The 14395-nt window shown below is 61.4% G+C and carries 16 protein-coding genes; 6 read left to right on the top strand and 10 right to left on the bottom strand.

The window, feature by feature from the left end:
- The first annotated feature begins 45 nt into the window (after positions 1-45).
- The 6 genes from hemA to PspCFBP13508_RS08175 all read left to right on the top strand — a co-directional run bounded on the left by hemA (position 46) and on the right by PspCFBP13508_RS08175 (position 5405).
- A complete protein-coding gene (gene hemA, locus PspCFBP13508_RS08200; RefSeq protein WP_016773209.1) occupies positions 46-1332 on the top strand; it encodes a glutamyl-tRNA reductase in 1287 nt (428 codons plus the stop codon).
- The gene (gene prfA / locus PspCFBP13508_RS08195) at positions 1329-2411 is read left to right on the top strand and encodes a peptide chain release factor 1 (protein WP_016773210.1); all 1083 of its coding nucleotides are present in this window, start codon (positions 1329-1331) and stop codon (positions 2409-2411) included. Before hemA ends, prfA begins: the two co-directional genes overlap by 4 nt.
- A complete protein-coding gene (gene prmC, locus PspCFBP13508_RS08190; RefSeq protein WP_137214163.1) occupies positions 2412-3242 on the top strand; it encodes a peptide chain release factor N(5)-glutamine methyltransferase in 831 nt (276 codons plus the stop codon). It abuts the gene before it with no gap.
- Positions 3236-3991 (top strand): molybdopterin-synthase adenylyltransferase MoeB, encoded by a 756-nt coding sequence (locus tag PspCFBP13508_RS08185; protein ID WP_137214162.1) that lies wholly within the window; start codon positions 3236-3238, stop codon positions 3989-3991. Before prmC ends, PspCFBP13508_RS08185 begins: the two co-directional genes overlap by 7 nt.
- Positions 3984-4775 carry a glutamate racemase gene (murI, locus tag PspCFBP13508_RS08180; protein WP_137214161.1) on the top strand — a complete coding sequence of 264 codons (792 nt, stop codon included), beginning with the start codon at positions 3984-3986 and terminating at the stop codon, positions 4773-4775. The genes PspCFBP13508_RS08185 and murI overlap by 8 nt, the downstream gene beginning before the upstream one ends.
- Before the next feature lie 111 nt (positions 4776-4886).
- Positions 4887-5405 (top strand): acyloxyacyl hydrolase, encoded by a 519-nt coding sequence (locus tag PspCFBP13508_RS08175; protein ID WP_024014291.1) that lies wholly within the window; start codon positions 4887-4889, stop codon positions 5403-5405.
- Between the two features lie 133 nt (positions 5406-5538).
- Here the strand turns inward: PspCFBP13508_RS08175 and PspCFBP13508_RS08170 are convergent, their stop codons facing one another.
- From PspCFBP13508_RS08170 to PspCFBP13508_RS08125, 10 genes are read right to left on the bottom strand one after another with little or no spacing between them, the layout of a single operon-like run.
- Positions 5539-5844 carry a YkgJ family cysteine cluster protein gene (locus PspCFBP13508_RS08170; protein WP_024014290.1) on the bottom strand — a complete coding sequence of 102 codons (306 nt, stop codon included), beginning with the start codon at positions 5842-5844 and terminating at the stop codon, positions 5539-5541.
- A 52-nt stretch (positions 5845-5896) separates the two neighbouring features.
- Entirely contained in the window at positions 5897-6388 is a 492-nt protein-coding gene (locus PspCFBP13508_RS08165) for a DUF2878 domain-containing protein (protein WP_137214160.1), read from the bottom strand.
- Positions 6381-7646, bottom strand: coding sequence for a cyclopropane-fatty-acyl-phospholipid synthase family protein (locus tag PspCFBP13508_RS08160; protein WP_137214159.1), 1266 nt, complete (start codon positions 7644-7646; stop codon positions 6381-6383). The genes PspCFBP13508_RS08165 and PspCFBP13508_RS08160 overlap by 8 nt, the downstream gene beginning before the upstream one ends.
- Positions 7633-8448: a DUF1365 domain-containing protein gene (locus tag PspCFBP13508_RS08155; protein WP_137214158.1), complete on the bottom strand. Its 816-nt coding sequence runs from the start codon at positions 8446-8448 to the stop codon at positions 7633-7635. Before PspCFBP13508_RS08155 ends, PspCFBP13508_RS08160 begins: the two co-directional genes overlap by 14 nt.
- Positions 8445-9692, bottom strand: coding sequence for an FAD-dependent oxidoreductase (locus tag PspCFBP13508_RS08150; RefSeq protein ID WP_137214157.1), 1248 nt, complete (start codon positions 9690-9692; stop codon positions 8445-8447). Before PspCFBP13508_RS08150 ends, PspCFBP13508_RS08155 begins: the two co-directional genes overlap by 4 nt.
- A complete protein-coding gene (locus PspCFBP13508_RS08145) occupies positions 9689-10471 on the bottom strand; it encodes an SDR family NAD(P)-dependent oxidoreductase (RefSeq protein WP_137214156.1) in 783 nt (260 codons plus the stop codon). The genes PspCFBP13508_RS08150 and PspCFBP13508_RS08145 overlap by 4 nt, the downstream gene beginning before the upstream one ends.
- Positions 10468-10890, bottom strand: coding sequence for a nuclear transport factor 2 family protein (locus tag PspCFBP13508_RS08140; protein ID WP_137214155.1), 423 nt, complete (start codon positions 10888-10890; stop codon positions 10468-10470). The genes PspCFBP13508_RS08145 and PspCFBP13508_RS08140 overlap by 4 nt, the downstream gene beginning before the upstream one ends.
- Positions 10883-12328, bottom strand: coding sequence for a deoxyribodipyrimidine photo-lyase (phrB, locus tag PspCFBP13508_RS08135; RefSeq protein WP_137214154.1), 1446 nt, complete (start codon positions 12326-12328; stop codon positions 10883-10885). Before phrB ends, PspCFBP13508_RS08140 begins: the two co-directional genes overlap by 8 nt.
- Before the next feature lie 16 nt (positions 12329-12344).
- On the bottom strand, positions 12345-13286 hold the full coding sequence (locus tag PspCFBP13508_RS08130) for a MerR family transcriptional regulator (RefSeq protein ID WP_137214153.1): 942 nt from the start codon (positions 13284-13286) through the stop codon (positions 12345-12347).
- Positions 13286-14248: a DUF523 and DUF1722 domain-containing protein gene (locus PspCFBP13508_RS08125; protein ID WP_041479992.1), complete on the bottom strand. Its 963-nt coding sequence runs from the start codon at positions 14246-14248 to the stop codon at positions 13286-13288. The genes PspCFBP13508_RS08130 and PspCFBP13508_RS08125 overlap by 1 nt, the downstream gene beginning before the upstream one ends.
- Positions 14249-14395: the final 147 nt, after the last annotated feature.

Here is a 14395-nt window from a genome sequence, read left to right as displayed (position 1 = left end):
GAAGTAGGACAATTGCCGGCTTCACGTCACCACCAGCGACCTTGAATGGCCTTCCTTGCACTCGGTATCAACCACAAGACTGCTTCAGTAGACGTCCGCGAGCGCGTGGCCTTTACCCCTGAGCAGCTGGTGGAGGCCTTGCAGCAGCTCTGCCGACTGACCGACAGCCGCGAAGCCGCGATCCTCTCCACCTGCAATCGCAGTGAGCTTTATATAGAACAGGATCAGCTGTCGGCCGATGTCGTGCTGCGCTGGCTGGCCGATTATCACCATCTGAGCCTCGACGAGCTGCGCGCCAGTGCCTATGTGCATGAAGACGATGCGGCTGTTCGTCACATGATGCGCGTCGCTTCCGGGCTCGACTCGCTGGTGCTGGGCGAACCACAGATTCTCGGTCAGATGAAATCGGCCTACGCCGTGGCCCGCGAGGCCGGCACCATCGGTCCGTTGCTGGGGCGGCTGTTCCAGGCAACGTTCAATGCCGCCAAGCAGGTGCGTACCGATACTGCGATTGGCGAGAACCCGGTGTCGGTGGCGTTTGCCGCAGTGAGCCTGGCGAAACAGATTTTCAGCGATCTGCAACGCAGCCAGGCGCTGCTGATCGGTGCCGGTGAGACGATTACTTTAGTCGCGCGCCATTTGCATGAGCTGGGGGTCAAGCGCATCGTCGTTGCCAACCGCACGCTGGAGCGCGCCAGTCAGTTGGCCGAGCAGTTCGGCGCTCACGCGGTGCTGCTCTCGGACATTCCGGCGGAGCTGGTGCGCAGCGATATCGTCATCAGTTCGACCGCCAGCCAGTTGCCAATCCTCGGCAAGGGTGCGGTGGAAAGTGCGCTGAAGCTGCGCAAGCACAAGCCGATCTTCATGGTCGACATTGCGGTACCGCGCGATATCGAGCCGGAAGTCGGCGAGTTGGACGACGTTTATCTGTACAGCGTCGACGATCTCCACGAAGTGGTCGCCGAGAACCTCAAGAGCCGCCAGGGTGCAGCCCAGGCAGCGGAGGAGATGGTCTCGGTCGGCGCCGACGATTTCATGGTGCGCCTGCGCGAACTGGCGGCAGTCGATGTGCTCAAGGCCTATCGTCAACAGAGCGAACGCTTGCGAGACGAAGAATTGCAGAAGGCCCTGCGTCTGTTGGCCAACGGCGGCAACGCCGAAGACGTGCTCGGACAACTGGCCCGTGGCCTGACCAACAAACTCTTGCATGCGCCCAGCGTGCAGTTGAAAAAGCTGTCTGCCGAAGGCCGCCTCGATGCGCTGGCCATGGCCCAGGAACTCTTTGCCCTTGAGGGCTCACCGGATAGTTTTTCGGATAAAAAACCGCAATGAAAGCGTCACTGCTCAACAAGCTGGACATTCTCCAGGACCGTTTCGAGGAACTGACCGCGCTGCTCGGCGACGGTGAAGTCATTGCCGATCAGGCCAAATTCCGCGCCTATTCCAAGGAGTACGCCGAACTCGAGCCGGTAGTGGCCGCCTATAAAAAGCTGCTCGGCGTACAAAGCGATCTTGAAGGCGCGCAGGCGCTGCTCAAGGACAACGACCCGGACATGCGCGAAATGGCCGTGGAAGAAGTTCGCGAAGCCAAGGAGTTGCTGGTCACGCTGGAATCCGATCTGCAGCGCATGCTGCTGCCTAAAGATCCGAATGACGGGCGTAACGTGTTCCTCGAAATCCGCGCCGGCACCGGTGGCGACGAGGCGGCCATCTTCTCCGGCGACCTGTTCCGCATGTACTCGCGCTATGCCGAGCGGCGTGGCTGGCGCGTCGAGATCCTCTCGGAAAACGAAGGCGAACACGGCGGCTATAAAGAAGTCATAGCGCGCATTGAAGGCGACAACGTTTACGGCAAGTTGAAATTCGAGTCCGGCGCACACCGCGTCCAGCGCGTACCCGCCACCGAATCCCAGGGCCGGATCCATACGTCGGCCTGCACCGTGGCGGTGTTGCCCGAGCCGGACGAGCGCGAAGCCATCGAGATCAACCCGGCGGATCTGCGTGTCGACACTTACCGTTCCTCCGGGGCCGGTGGTCAGCACGTCAACACCACCGATTCGGCGATCCGCATTACCCACATCCCGACCGGCACCGTCGTCGAGTGTCAGGAAGAGCGTTCCCAGCACAAGAACCGCGCCCGGGCGATGGCGTGGCTGTCGGCGAAACTCAACGATCAGCAGAACGCAGCGGCGGCCAACGCGATTGCCAGTGAGCGCAAGTTGCTGGTCGGCTCCGGTGATCGATCCGAGCGTATCCGCACCTACAACTATGCCCAGGGCCGGGTCACCGACCATCGCGTCAACCTGACCCTGTATTCCCTGGATGAAATTCTCGCCGGTGGCGTCGAAGCCGTGATCGAGCCGTTGCTGGCCGAATATCAGGCTGACCAACTCGCAGCGATAGGTGAATAAATGACCATCATCGCCAGCCTGTTGCGCGCTGCCGAGTTGCCGGACTCGCCGACTGCGCGTCTGGACGCTGAATTGCTCCTCGCCGCCGCACTGGGCAAGTCGCGCAGCTTTCTGCACACCTGGCCCGAGCGCATCGTGCCGAGCGAGGCTGCGCTGACCTTTGCCGAGTATTTGCAACGCCGCCGCAGTGGCGAGCCGGTGGCCTACATTCTCGGCCAGCAGGGATTCTGGAAACTCGATCTGGAAGTCGCGCCGCACACGCTGATTCCGCGCCCGGACACCGAATTGCTGGTGGAGGCAGCCCTTGAGCTGCTGCCGGCAACCCCGGCCAAGGTGCTCGACTTGGGCACCGGCAGTGGCGCGATTGCTTTGGCTTTGGCCAGCGAGCGCCCGGCCTGGAAAGTCACCGCCGTGGATCGTGTGCTTGAAGCCGTGGCACTGGCCGAACGCAATCGCCAGCGTCTGCACCTGAACAACGCTACGGTGCTGAGCAGCCATTGGTTCAGCGCACTTGCAGGCCAGCGCTTCCATCTGATCATCAGCAACCCGCCGTACATTGCCGCCGCCGATCCGCATCTGGTCGAGGGCGATGTACGCTTCGAACCGGCCAGTGCGCTGGTCGCCGGTGAAGATGGCCTCGACGATCTGCGCCTGATTGTTGCGCAGGCGCCGGATCATCTTGATGCCGGAGGCTGGCTGATGCTCGAACACGGCTATGATCAGGCCGAAGCCGTGCGTGATCTGCTGCTGACTCGTGGCTTTGAAGAAGTCCATAGCCGCACCGATCTGGGCGGCCATCAACGCATCAGTCTGGGGCGCCTGCCGTGCTGAATGATCAGGAATTGCTGCGCTACAGCCGGCAGATTCTGCTGCAACACATCGATATCGACGGGCAACTGAAGCTCAAGGCCAGCCGCGTGCTGATCGTCGGCCTCGGCGGTCTCGGCGCGCCGGTGGCGTTGTATCTGGCGGCAGCGGGCGTCGGCGAGTTGCATCTGGCGGATTTCGACACGGTCGACCTGACCAACCTGCAACGGCAGATCATTCACGACACCGACAGTGTCGGCATGTCCAAGGTCGACTCGGCGCTCAAGCGCCTGGGCGCGATCAATCCCGAAATTGAACTGGTCGCTCACCGACAGGCGCTGGACGAGGATTGCCTCGCCGCAGCGGTGGCGGCGGTGGATCTGGTGCTCGATTGCTCGGACAATTTCTCTACGCGTGAGGCGGTCAACGCCGCCTGTGTTATTGCGCGCAAGCCATTGGTCAGCGGCGCGGCGATTCGTCTGGAAGGGCAGCTGTCGGTGTTCGATCCACGGCGTGCCGAAAGCCCTTGCTACCACTGCCTGTACGGACACGGCAGCGAAGCCGAACTGACCTGCAGCGAGGCCGGCGTGGTCGGGCCATTGGTCGGTCTGGTCGGCAGCTTGCAGGCGCTGGAAGCGTTGAAGGTGCTGGTCGGCTTTGGCGAACCCTTGGTGGGGCGACTGTTGTTGATCGACGCCTTGGGCTCGCGCTTCCGTGAATTACGGGTCAAGCGTGATCCGGGCTGCAGCGTCTGTGGCGCGCGCCATGCGTGAAGCGCCGATCGGCGTGTTCGATTCCGGGGTCGGCGGCTTGTCGGTCCTCGGCGAAATCCAGCGCTTGCTGCCCAACGAATCGCTGCTTTACGTCGCCGATTGCGGGCACATTCCTTACGGCGAGAAAACCCCGGAATTCATCCGCCAGCGTTGCAGTGCGATGGCAGGATTTTTTCGCGAGCAGGGTGCCAAGGCTTTGGTACTGGCATGCAATACCGCGACCGTGGCCGCTGTTGCCGACCTGCGTCGTGATTTCCCGGACTGGCCGATTGTCGGCATGGAGCCGGCGGTGAAACCGGCCGCAGCGGCCACGCGAAGCGGCGTGGTTGGCGTTCTGGCCACGACCGGCACGTTGCAGAGCGCAAAGTTTGCCGCGTTGCTCGATCGTTTCGCGGCTGACATAAAAGTCATCACCCAGCCCTGTCCGGGACTGGTCGAACTGATCGAAACGGGTGATCTGCACAGCGCCGAATTACGCACTTTATTGCAAGGTTACGTCGCTCCATTGCTGGCGCAAAACTGCGACACAATCATTCTTGGCTGCACCCATTATCCCTTCCTCAAGCCGTTACTCAGGTCGATGATCGCCGACGATGTCAGCCTGATCGATACCGGAGCTGCCGTGGCCCGGCAGTTGCAGCGCTTGCTCGCCGAGCGTGATCTGCTGGCGCAACGTCCGAGCCAGCCTGTGAAGTTCTGGACCAGCGGCGATCCGCAATCCCTCAGAAAAATCCTACCGTTGCTGGGCCAAACTGCGTCGAATGTGCAAAACTTCGACTTGTAAAAAAAATGTGAAATAACTGAAAAAACGCTGAACTTCTGACCAAGCGCGGATTTCTATAGCGACAGCAGCAACTAAAAACCAAACGATCGTTCCGGAAAAGGAAGTTTCAAAGTGAAGCGACTATTCTGCTTGGCCGCGATTGCGGCCGCACTGATGGGGCAAAGCATTTCTGCACAAGCCGCTGGCGTTGAATTCGCCGTCGGCGGTACCAGCGATTCGACAATGACGTATCGCTTGGGCATGAATTTCGACTGGGACAAGAGCTGGCTGCAGAGCGACGTTGGTCGCCTGACCGGCTACTGGAGCGGTGCCTACACGTATTGGGAAGGTGACAAGACTTCCAGCAACAACAGCCTGTCGTTCTCGCCTGTCTTCGTTTACGAATTTGCCGGTCAGTCGGTCAAACCGTACGTTGAAGCGGGTATCGGCGCGGCGTTCTTCTCCAACACCGAATATGAGAGCAACAAGCTGGGCGGTTCCTTCCAGTTCGAAGACCGTATCGGTTTCGGCCTGCGCTTCAACGGCGGCCACGAAGTCGGCATCCGCGCCACGCACTACTCCAACGCCGGCCTGTCCAGCGACAACGATGGTGTAGAAAGCTACGCGCTGCATTACACAATGCCGTTGTAACACGCCGCTACGCGGAACCAACGTGGGAGCGAGCCTGCTCGCGAAAGCTGAGTGTCAGTCAATTCAAATGGTGGCTGACACACCGCTTCGCGAGCAGGCTCGCTCCCACAGTTGTTTCTGCGTTGTCAAAGAATCAGCGGTAGGCTGTCGCAATACCCCGGCGCTCTTCGATGCACTCCGGCGCGCCCATTTCAAACTCGCGGCAAATCAGCGGGCGTCGTTCATAGATCGTGCACATCATGCTGTCGCGATCCAGCGCCGCGCACCAGCCGTCGTCCAGACGCAGCATCACTTCACCGCCCCATTCATCGGTATCGATAAAGCGATCAGGCACGCCGGTGTCCGTGATCAGCATCACTTCGAGCTGGCAGCAGCACGCCGCACAGGTCGAGCAGGTGACCGCCGGTTCGGCGATTTGGGTGTGGGGGATGGTTTTCATCGTGGCAGTGTAAGGCAGTGATCGCTGTGGGTGTGAAAGCGCTGACGGACGCTCATGGTGCCAGACGCCGCGCCATCAAATGCAACAGTGGGAACAGCCCTGCCCAGAGCAGCCCGATGACGATCAGCGTCGCCGCCTCGCCATAGGGAAATTGCACGCCGGCCAGGCGTCCGCCAGCGTAGTACGACAATGCGCCACCGATTGCGCCAAGCCCGCTGGCCAGCCACCATGGCCGCGCGCTCCAGGCCAGGCAGTGGCGCAACGTGGTGGCGAGCAGCGCCCACAGCAGCATCAGCCACAGCGGAATCAGCGGTGAGGCGTCTGCAAAGCGGAACACGCCGAGGTAACGCAAGACACTGTCCACCGCCGTGCCGACAATCACTACGCACAGAATCAAACGACCTTCTGCCGCCCAACTGCTGATCCAGCGCAGATGAATCACCAGTGCCGCCAGTGCCAGCAGCAGCCACAAACTGTTGCCGCCGAGCACGCAGGCCAGCCAGCCGAGCTGAAACAGCACGGCGTTGGCGACACGTTCACGCATCGAAGCGACCGAGCAGCGGCGCGGTCATCGCCGCCGGTTTGGCCAGCAGCAATTGCGCGGTGCCGATGGTGCGTTCGAGGAATCCGCCCTCGCAGTAGCACAGATAGAACTCCCACAAACGCAGGAAATAATCGTCGTAGCCCAGTTCGCTCAGGCGACCATGGGCGAGGCGAAAGTTCTCGTGCCACAGGCGCAGGGTCTTGGCGTAATGCAGGCCGAAATCCTCCATGTGCAGCAGGTTCATGTCGGTTTCGCGGCTGACCACATCGAGCATCTTGTGCACCGAGGGCAGGGCGCCGCCGGGGAAGATGTAGCGCTGGATAAAGTCGACGCTGCGTTTGGCCTGTTCGTAGCGTTGCTCGCGAATGGTGATCGCCTGGAGCAGCATCAGGCCATTGCTCTTGAGCAACTGCGCGCATTGTTTGAAGTAGGTGGGCAGGAACCGATGGCCGACCGCTTCGATCATCTCGATCGACACCAGTTTGTCGTACTCGCCGCTGAGGTCGCGGTAGTCCTTGAGCAGCAGGGTGACGCGATCCTGCAAGCCAAGTTGTTCGATGCGCTTGGCAGTGAACGCGAACTGCTCTTTCGACAGCGTCGTAGTGGTCACGCGGCAACCGTAATGCTGCGCTGCGTACAGGGCCATGCTGCCCCAACCGGTGCCGATTTCCAGCAGGTGGTCGCTGGGCTTGAGCGCGAGTTTCTGGCAGATGCGCTCGAGTTTGTTCAATTGCGCCTGTTCCAGGGTGTCGCTCGGCGAAAGGAACTGGGCGGCGGAATACATCATGGTCGGGTCGAGAAACTGTTCGAACAGTTCATTGCCGAGGTCGTAATGCGCGGCGATGTTTTTCTGCGAACCCTTGCGCGTGTTGCGATTGAGCCAGTGCAGCCCTTGCACAAAGGGGCGGCCGAGTCGCGCCAGGCCACCCTCCATTGCATCGAGCACATCGAGATTGCTGACGAATACGCGCACCACAGCCGTCAGGTCCGGCGAACTCCAGTAGCCGTGGATGAATGCTTCGCCGGCGCCGATCGAGCCGTTGCCGGCGACCATGCCCCACAGGGCCGGGTCGAGTACATGGACTTCGCCGAGCAGGGCGCTGCCCGGCGTGCCGAAGAGCATTTGTTCGCCATCCTCGACGACCATCAATTGTCCGTGTTTGAGCTGCGCCAACTGGCGCAACACGCCACGGCGCAGCAGCGAGCCGGTCAAACCGTTGGTGCTGAAGCGACCGAGCGGCAGGCTAGAGGATTTCATGGTGCGGCTCCTTCGGAGGCACAGTGGCGGTTTGAAAGCTGCCGTCGGCAGCCTGGTGAGCGAAGATCGGCGCGCGCTTGAGTAGCAGTCGCAGTGCTTGCCAATAAATCGCCAAAGCGGTTTTTGCGGTCATCCACGGGAAGCGCCGCAGGTAGCGGTGCAGGCTGCGCCGATCGAGCGGCTCGCGGCGCAGATTCAGCGTGGCGTCGAACAGTTTCTCGTTGCCCTGCCAATCGGCCATGTGCACGCCAAGGCTTTGCGCAGCGGGGCTGAAGCTCATGCGGTATTCGAGGTCGCGGGGCAGAAACGGCGAGACGTGAAACGCCTTGGCCACAGCGAAATGCTGATGGAAATCCACCAGGCTGGTCGGCACCTGCGCCGGCAGCACATAGTGATAACGCTCGCGCCAGGGCGTATTGGTTACTTCACAAACGATCGCCGCCAGTTGTCCGTCGGCTTCATGGCAATAGAAGAAACTCACCGGATTGAACGACAGCCCCCAGCTGCGCGGCTGGGTCAGCAGGCACACCGCGCCTTGTGGCTCATGACCGATAGCTGCGCCGACCTGCTGGCGCACGGCGTCGATCAGGCGCATGCCCTTGCCGGTGAAGGCTTTGAGGTAATCGGTTTCGCGAAACGAGAACGGCGCAAAGCGGCTGCGCCCCGCCAGTGGCGACAGGGCCAGTACGGCGTCCTGTTCGCTCAGGTCGAGATAGAGCAGGCCGATGCGGTAGCGGAATTCGTGGCGGCGCGGGGCAAAACGTCGGTGGCCGATGACGCCGCTGTACAGAGCGCTGTTCACAGGGTTTCACCGAACGCGGCGGCCACGCGCAGCCCGCTGACCACGCCATCTTCATGAAAGCCGTTGGCCCAGTAGGCGCCGCAATAATACGTGTGCTGCTCGCCATCGAGTTCGCCCCAACGGTTTTGCGCGGCCGCTGCGGCGAGCGTGTATTGCGGGTGGGCATAGGTGTAACGGGCCAGCACTTTATCGGGGCTGATGCCGGCGGTCTGGTTGAGGCTGACGCAAAACGTGGTGTCGCTTTCGATGCCTTGCAGGATGTTCATGTTGTAGGTGACCGCCGCGCGCGTATGGCCGGCGCCGCCGAGGCGATAGTTCCAGCTGGCCCAGGCCAGTTTGCGCGTTGGCAGCAGGCGCGTGTCGGTGTGCAGCACGACGTCGTTGTCGGCGTAGAGCAGGGCACCGAGAATCGAACGCTCGGCGTCGCTCGGGTTGGCCAGCAGGTTCAGCGCCTGATCGCTGTGACAGGCGAACACCACTTTGTCGAAATGTTCGAGGCCGGCCGGGCTGTGGATAACCACGCCGTGCTGGTTGCGCTCGACGCGCTTGACCGGGCAGTTCAGGCGGATCCTGTCGCTGAACGAAGCGGTCAGCGGCGCCACATAGGCACTGGAACCGCCTTCAATGACCTGCCACTGCGGACGATCGCTGACTGAAAGCAGGCCATGATTCTTGAAGAAGCGCAGGAAGAATTGCAGCGGGAAGTTGAGCATTTCCGCCATCGGCATCGACCAGATCGCCGCGCCCATCGGCACGATGTAATGCAGGACGAAACGCTCGCCGTAGCCGCCGGCCTTGAGGTAATCGTCGAGGGTGGTGTCGGCGGCAATCCGTAGTTCCATCAGGTCGCGCTGGGCTTCTTTGTTGAAGCGCAGAATGTCGCGCAGCATGCCCCAGAACCCCGGCGACAACAGATTGCTGCGCTGGGCGAACAGGCTGTTGAGGTTGTTGCCGTTGTATTCCACGCCGGTGTCCGGATCGGTTACCGAAAAGCTCATTTCGGTCGGCTTGAACGCCACGCCAAGCTGGTTGAGCAAACGAATGAAGTTCGGGTAGGTCCAGTCGTTGAACACGATGAAACCGGTGTCGATGGCGAACGACTGCCCGGCCACGCTGACCGGTACGGTGTGGGTATGGCCGCCGACCCAGTCACTCGCTTCGAACACGGTGATGTCGTGGCGGCGGTTCAGCAGGTAGGCGCAGGTGAGCCCGGCGATACCGCTGCCAATTACGGCGATTTTCATATCGGGTCCCGCTGCGGAGGGTTCTTGCGCACCATGCGTTTGCCGATCGCCAGTTGCGCGCGGGCGGGCAGTTTCGACAGCGGCCACAGCGCGGCCATGAACAGCCCCGGGAAGGCAATTTCCAGCGGACGGTCCTTGAGTTTGGCGAAGATGTGCCGCGCCGCTTTATCCGCAGGCCAGCTCAGCGGCATCGGGAAATCGTTCCTCTCGGTCAGCGGCGTTTCGACAAAACCCGGGCTGATGATGGTGACTTCAATGCCTTCATCCGCCAGATCGATGCGCAGCGATTCGAACAGGTAACGCAGCCCGGCCTTCGATGCGCCATAGGCTTCGGCCCGTGGCAGCGGCAGGTAGGTCACCGAGCTGGCCATGCCGACCAGGTGCGGCGCGGTGCCTTTGCGCAGCAGCGGCAAGGCGGCTTCGATGCAATAGCTGCTGGCGAGCAGATTGGTGCGCACCACATGCTCGATGATCGACGAATCGAACTGGCGCGCGTCGACATATTCACAGGTGCCGGCGTTGAGAATCACGCTGTCCAGCGAACCCCAGGCCGCGCCGATCTGCTCACCGATTTCGCGCACGGTCTGACTGTTGGTCAGATCGCCGGGCACCACCAGCACCTGTCCCGGATAACGCTGGGACAAGACTTTCAGCGGCGCAGTCGAGCGCGAGCTGACCGCCAGATGCGCGCCGCTTTTCAAGATGTCCTCACACAATGCTGCACCGATGCCACTGCTGGCGCCGGTCAACCAATACCGCCGTGGAGGTGTACGACTCATCCCATTCTCCTTTTCAGCCAGGCAATCACCCGGCCCAATATTGGCAAGTGTTCATACAGCAGCGCCCCGGCATCGAAATAATCCCGATGGCGATAAACCTTGTCGCGCCAGAGCAGGTGCGAACAGCCACCGACCCTGATTTCCCGCCCCTTGGCCAGGCGCGGATGGCGATAACTCATGACCCAGCGCAGGTAACCCTCACCTTCGCGGATCTGGTCAAAGCCGTGAAAATCGAAACGCAGATCGCTGACGTTGGCGTACAGCTCACTGAAGTAAACCTGCAGCTGTGCCAGGCCCTGAACTTCGTGCAGCGGATCGGTGAAATGAATGTCGTCGCTGTACAGCTCGCCGAGGCGATGCAGGTTGTCTTTGTTCAACCCGGAAAACTCGCGGGCGAAGCTGCGCAGGAAGTCACTCATCGCTGCCGCCCACTGGCTGGCGCGACGGCAGGTTCTTGAACGCCGTCAGCGCGCGCTCGCGTGAAGCGCTGAGGTTGACGATCGGGGCCGGATAATCGGCCACGCCGAACAGTCCTCCGGCTGCCGCTGGGTTGTGCACTTCCTTCTTGTTGAGCCCGGCCAGTTCCGGCAACCAGTGCTTGATGAACACGCCTTCGGCATCGAATTTTTCCGACTGGCTCAGCGGGTTGAAAATGCGGAAGTACGGCGCCGAGTCGGTGCCTGTGGACGAGCTCCATTGCCAGCCGCCATTGTTCGCCGCCAGGTCACCATCGATCAGGTGACGCATGAAAAAGCGTTCACCCTCGCGCCAGTCGATCAACAGATTTTTGGTCAGGAACATCGCCACGACCATGCGCAGGCGATTGTGCATCCAGCCGGTTTCCAGCAATTGGCGCATCGCAGCGTCGATGATCGGCAGTCCGGTGCGTGCCTCCTGCCAGGCCTTGAGTTCTTCCGGCGCATCGCGCCAGGCCAGCGCTTCGGTTTCCGGGCGGAAGGCGCGATGCCGGGAGACGCGTGGGTAGCCGACCAGAATGTGTTTATAGAACTCGCGCCACAGCAACTCGTTGATCCATGTGACCGCGCCGACCTTGCCGCTTTCGAACTCGCCCTGATTGCTTTGCAGTGCGGCGTGCAGGCACTGGCGTGGCGAGATCACCCCCGCGGCGAGGTACGCCGACAGTTGGCTGGTGCCCGGTTTGGCCGGGAAGTCGCGCTCGCTGCGGTAATAATCGATCTGCGCATCGGTGAAGGTGTCGAGCCGGCGCCGCGCTTCTTGCTCGCCGGCCGGCCACAAGGCGCGCAGGGATTCGCTCGGTGTGGCGAAGCCTTTGACAGCCTCGGGAATCGCATCGCTGGCAATATCCAGGGCGGCCTGTTTGCCCGGTGCTTTGACCAAGGCCGGCATCGAGCGATGCAGGCGCTCGTAGCAGACCTTGCGGAACTGACTGAACACCTGGAAATAGGTGCCGGTCTTGGTCAGCACCGTCCCGGGTTTGAACAGCAACTGATCCAGATAGCTGTGGAACTCAATGCTCTCGGCTCGCAACGTGTCGGCCACGGCTTCATCGCGGCGGCTTTCGTGAACGCCGTATTCCTCGTTGACATGCACTGCTTCGATCTTCAATTGCCGACAGAGCTTGAGCAACTCTGCCGGTGCCTGATCCCAGTGCGGCGCGCTGCGAATCAACAACGGGATATTCAGCGTGCCGAGGCTCTGGCTCAGTTCGCGCAGGTTGCGCAGCCAGAAATCCACCTTGCACGGTGCATCATCGTGTTCCAGCCACTGCTGCGGACTCAACAGATACACCGCCACCGTCGGGCCGCGCGCTGCGGCGGCCGCGAGGGCAGTGTTGTCATGTTGGCGCAAGTCGCTGCGCAGCCAGATCAATTGCATGTGATTAAACCCATCATCAAATCAATCCGCGCTCGAGCAGCGCCTGATGGGCTGCTAGCGGATCTTCGGCCAGGAACAGATCGGTGGCTTGGGCGGTGCGTGCTGACAGCTCGGCGTGGTGGATATGCACCGTGGGGCCGGCAATCAGGGTCGGGCAATTGACGTTCGCCAACAGCTTGGGCAACTGCGCCAATTGCATGGCTTTGCTCGAATACAACAGCACACCACGGGCTTGCAGATGCTCGACGGTCAGCGCCAGCTCACCGGCAGGCAGCGGCCAGTCGAACACTTGCACCGGGCAATCGGCACTGCTGATCAGCCACGCGCACAGCCACAGATGCGGCTCCAGCGGCAGGTCGGAATTATTGATCAACAGCAGCGGCGCCGAATGCAGCTGGCGGTTGTTATGGTAGATGCGTGCGCCGAACTTGCTGCGCAGCCAGGAATAGAAAAACGTGCGCTCCATCTGCGCGCCGAACTGGCCCTGCCAGCGCTGTTCGAGCTCGGCCAGCAACGGCATCAGCAATTGCTCGCACAAGGTCCGTGGCGGGTACAGGGCGATGGCCTGATTGACACTGTCATCCAGCGTGCGCTCATTCAGTGCGGTGACTGCCGAGAGCAAAGTCTGGCGCAGACGCTGCCAGTCGTTCTCCACGGTTTCGGTGAAGGCTTGCGGCGCGTCGAGCAGTGGCTTGACCTGGCTGACCGCCACCCCACGGTTGAGCCAAGTGAGGATGGCCATGATCCGCTGCACATGTTCAGCGCTGTAGAGCCGATGACCCTTGGGCGTGCGCTGGGGCACCACCAGGCCGTAGCGACGTTCCCACGCGCGCAGGGTGATGGCGTTGACGCCGGTCTGCCGCGCGACTTCGCGAATCGGCAACCAGCCCTCGTCGAGGGCTTTCTTGAAGTCGGCGCCGAGGTCTTCCCGGGCGCTGCTGTCGGTTTTATCGTTCATTAGATCGCGTTTCGCAGACTGAGGTTTTCCGGATGCGGCTGCAGGTAAACCTGCTGCGCGATGTACGGGTCCGGATGGAGTCGAAAATGGTGTTTGAGCAGCGTCAACGGCACCACCAGCGGCACGATGCCCTGGCGGTACTGGCCGATGATCTGCTGCATTTCCTGTTTGTCTTCGGCGCTCAGCGATTGTTTCAAATAACCGCTGAGGTGCAGCAGCACGTTGCAATGGGTGCCGCGCGTGGCGCATTTCTTCAGCGCGGCCATCAGTTCGCTGAAGTAGCGTGGGCCGAGTTCGGCGGGATCGCTGTCAGCCATATTGCCGAGCATCTTGCCGAGGTTTTTGTATTGCAGCGGGTTGTGCGCCATCAGCAGGTACTTGTAGCGCGAATGGAATTCGGTGAGGGCGCGGCGGCTCAGGCCCTCGGCGAGCACTTGCTGCCAGGCGCTGTAGGCCAACACGCGAGTGATGAAGTTTTCCCGCAGCACCGGATCGTTGAGGCGCCCGGCTTCTTCCACCGGCAGATCCGGATGCTGTGCACAGAATGCCTGCGCATAGATGCCGCGTCCGCCACCATTCACTGGCGCGCCGTTGTCGTGATAGACCTTGACCCGTTCCAGCCCGCAGGAGGGCGACTGCTGCATGAAGATGTAGCCGGACAGGTCCTGCAACTCGGCGGCCATTTTCTCGCCGTACTCGGCCAGCGGCCTGGTGACGTTGATAGTGCGGTCGACGGTACCGACGGCCTCGGGTTGCTCCGGGTCGCCGACCAGCCGGATCGGCTCACGGGGAATGCCCATGCCGATGGCGACTTCCGGGCACAGCGGGACGAAATCGAAATATTCGGTGAGGGTACGGCTGCACAGCCGCGATTCCTTGTGCCCACCGTTGTAGCGCACTTCTTCGCCCAACAGGCAGGCGCTGATGGCGATCTTCGGCTTGGACAGGGAAGCAGTAGACATGAGCACCTCGAATCTATACCTGTACAGAGAGTTATCTCTGTACAACTTTTCCTCAGCATAGATCGATGGATGTACAAGTCAAATGATTTGTATAACTTTTTTGGGTTCACCAAGAACACTGTGGGAGCGAGCCTGCTCGCGAAGCGG

Origin of the sequence: Pseudomonas sp. CFBP13508 (assembly GCF_005233515.1) — a bacterium.
Lineage (GTDB): Bacteria > Pseudomonadota > Gammaproteobacteria > Pseudomonadales > Pseudomonadaceae > Aquipseudomonas > Aquipseudomonas mercuritolerans.
The sequence above is the reverse complement of the archived record's forward strand: the minus strand, read 5'-3'. Positions and strand labels throughout refer to the sequence as shown.

Bases quoted from the DNA above. Each gene is read 5' to 3' on its own strand.
- hemA (WP_016773209.1), top strand. From the start codon at position 46: ATGGCCTTCCTTGCACTCGGTATCAACCACAAGACTGCTTCAGTAGAC.
- prfA (WP_016773210.1), top strand. From the start codon at position 1,329: ATGAAAGCGTCACTGCTCAACAAGCTGGACATTCTCCAGGACCGTTTC.
- prmC (WP_137214163.1), top strand. From the start codon at position 2,412: ATGACCATCATCGCCAGCCTGTTGCGCGCTGCCGAGTTGCCGGACTCG.
- murI (WP_137214161.1), top strand. From the start codon at position 3,984: ATGCGTGAAGCGCCGATCGGCGTGTTCGATTCCGGGGTCGGCGGCTTG.
- PspCFBP13508_RS08170 (WP_024014290.1), bottom strand. From the start codon at position 5,844: ATGAAAACCATCCCCCACACCCAAATCGCCGAACCGGCGGTCACCTGC.
- PspCFBP13508_RS08165 (WP_137214160.1), bottom strand. From the start codon at position 6,388: ATGCGTGAACGTGTCGCCAACGCCGTGCTGTTTCAGCTCGGCTGGCTG.
- PspCFBP13508_RS08160 (WP_137214159.1), bottom strand. From the start codon at position 7,646: ATGAAATCCTCTAGCCTGCCGCTCGGTCGCTTCAGCACCAACGGTTTG.
- PspCFBP13508_RS08150 (WP_137214157.1), bottom strand. From the start codon at position 9,692: ATGAAAATCGCCGTAATTGGCAGCGGTATCGCCGGGCTCACCTGCGCC.
- PspCFBP13508_RS08145 (WP_137214156.1), bottom strand. From the start codon at position 10,471: ATGAGTCGTACACCTCCACGGCGGTATTGGTTGACCGGCGCCAGCAGT.
- PspCFBP13508_RS08140 (WP_137214155.1), bottom strand. From the start codon at position 10,890: ATGAGTGACTTCCTGCGCAGCTTCGCCCGCGAGTTTTCCGGGTTGAAC.
- phrB (WP_137214154.1), bottom strand. From the start codon at position 12,328: ATGCAATTGATCTGGCTGCGCAGCGACTTGCGCCAACATGACAACACT.
- PspCFBP13508_RS08130 (WP_137214153.1), bottom strand. From the start codon at position 13,286: ATGAACGATAAAACCGACAGCAGCGCCCGGGAAGACCTCGGCGCCGAC.
- PspCFBP13508_RS08125 (WP_041479992.1), bottom strand. From the start codon at position 14,248: ATGTCTACTGCTTCCCTGTCCAAGCCGAAGATCGCCATCAGCGCCTGC.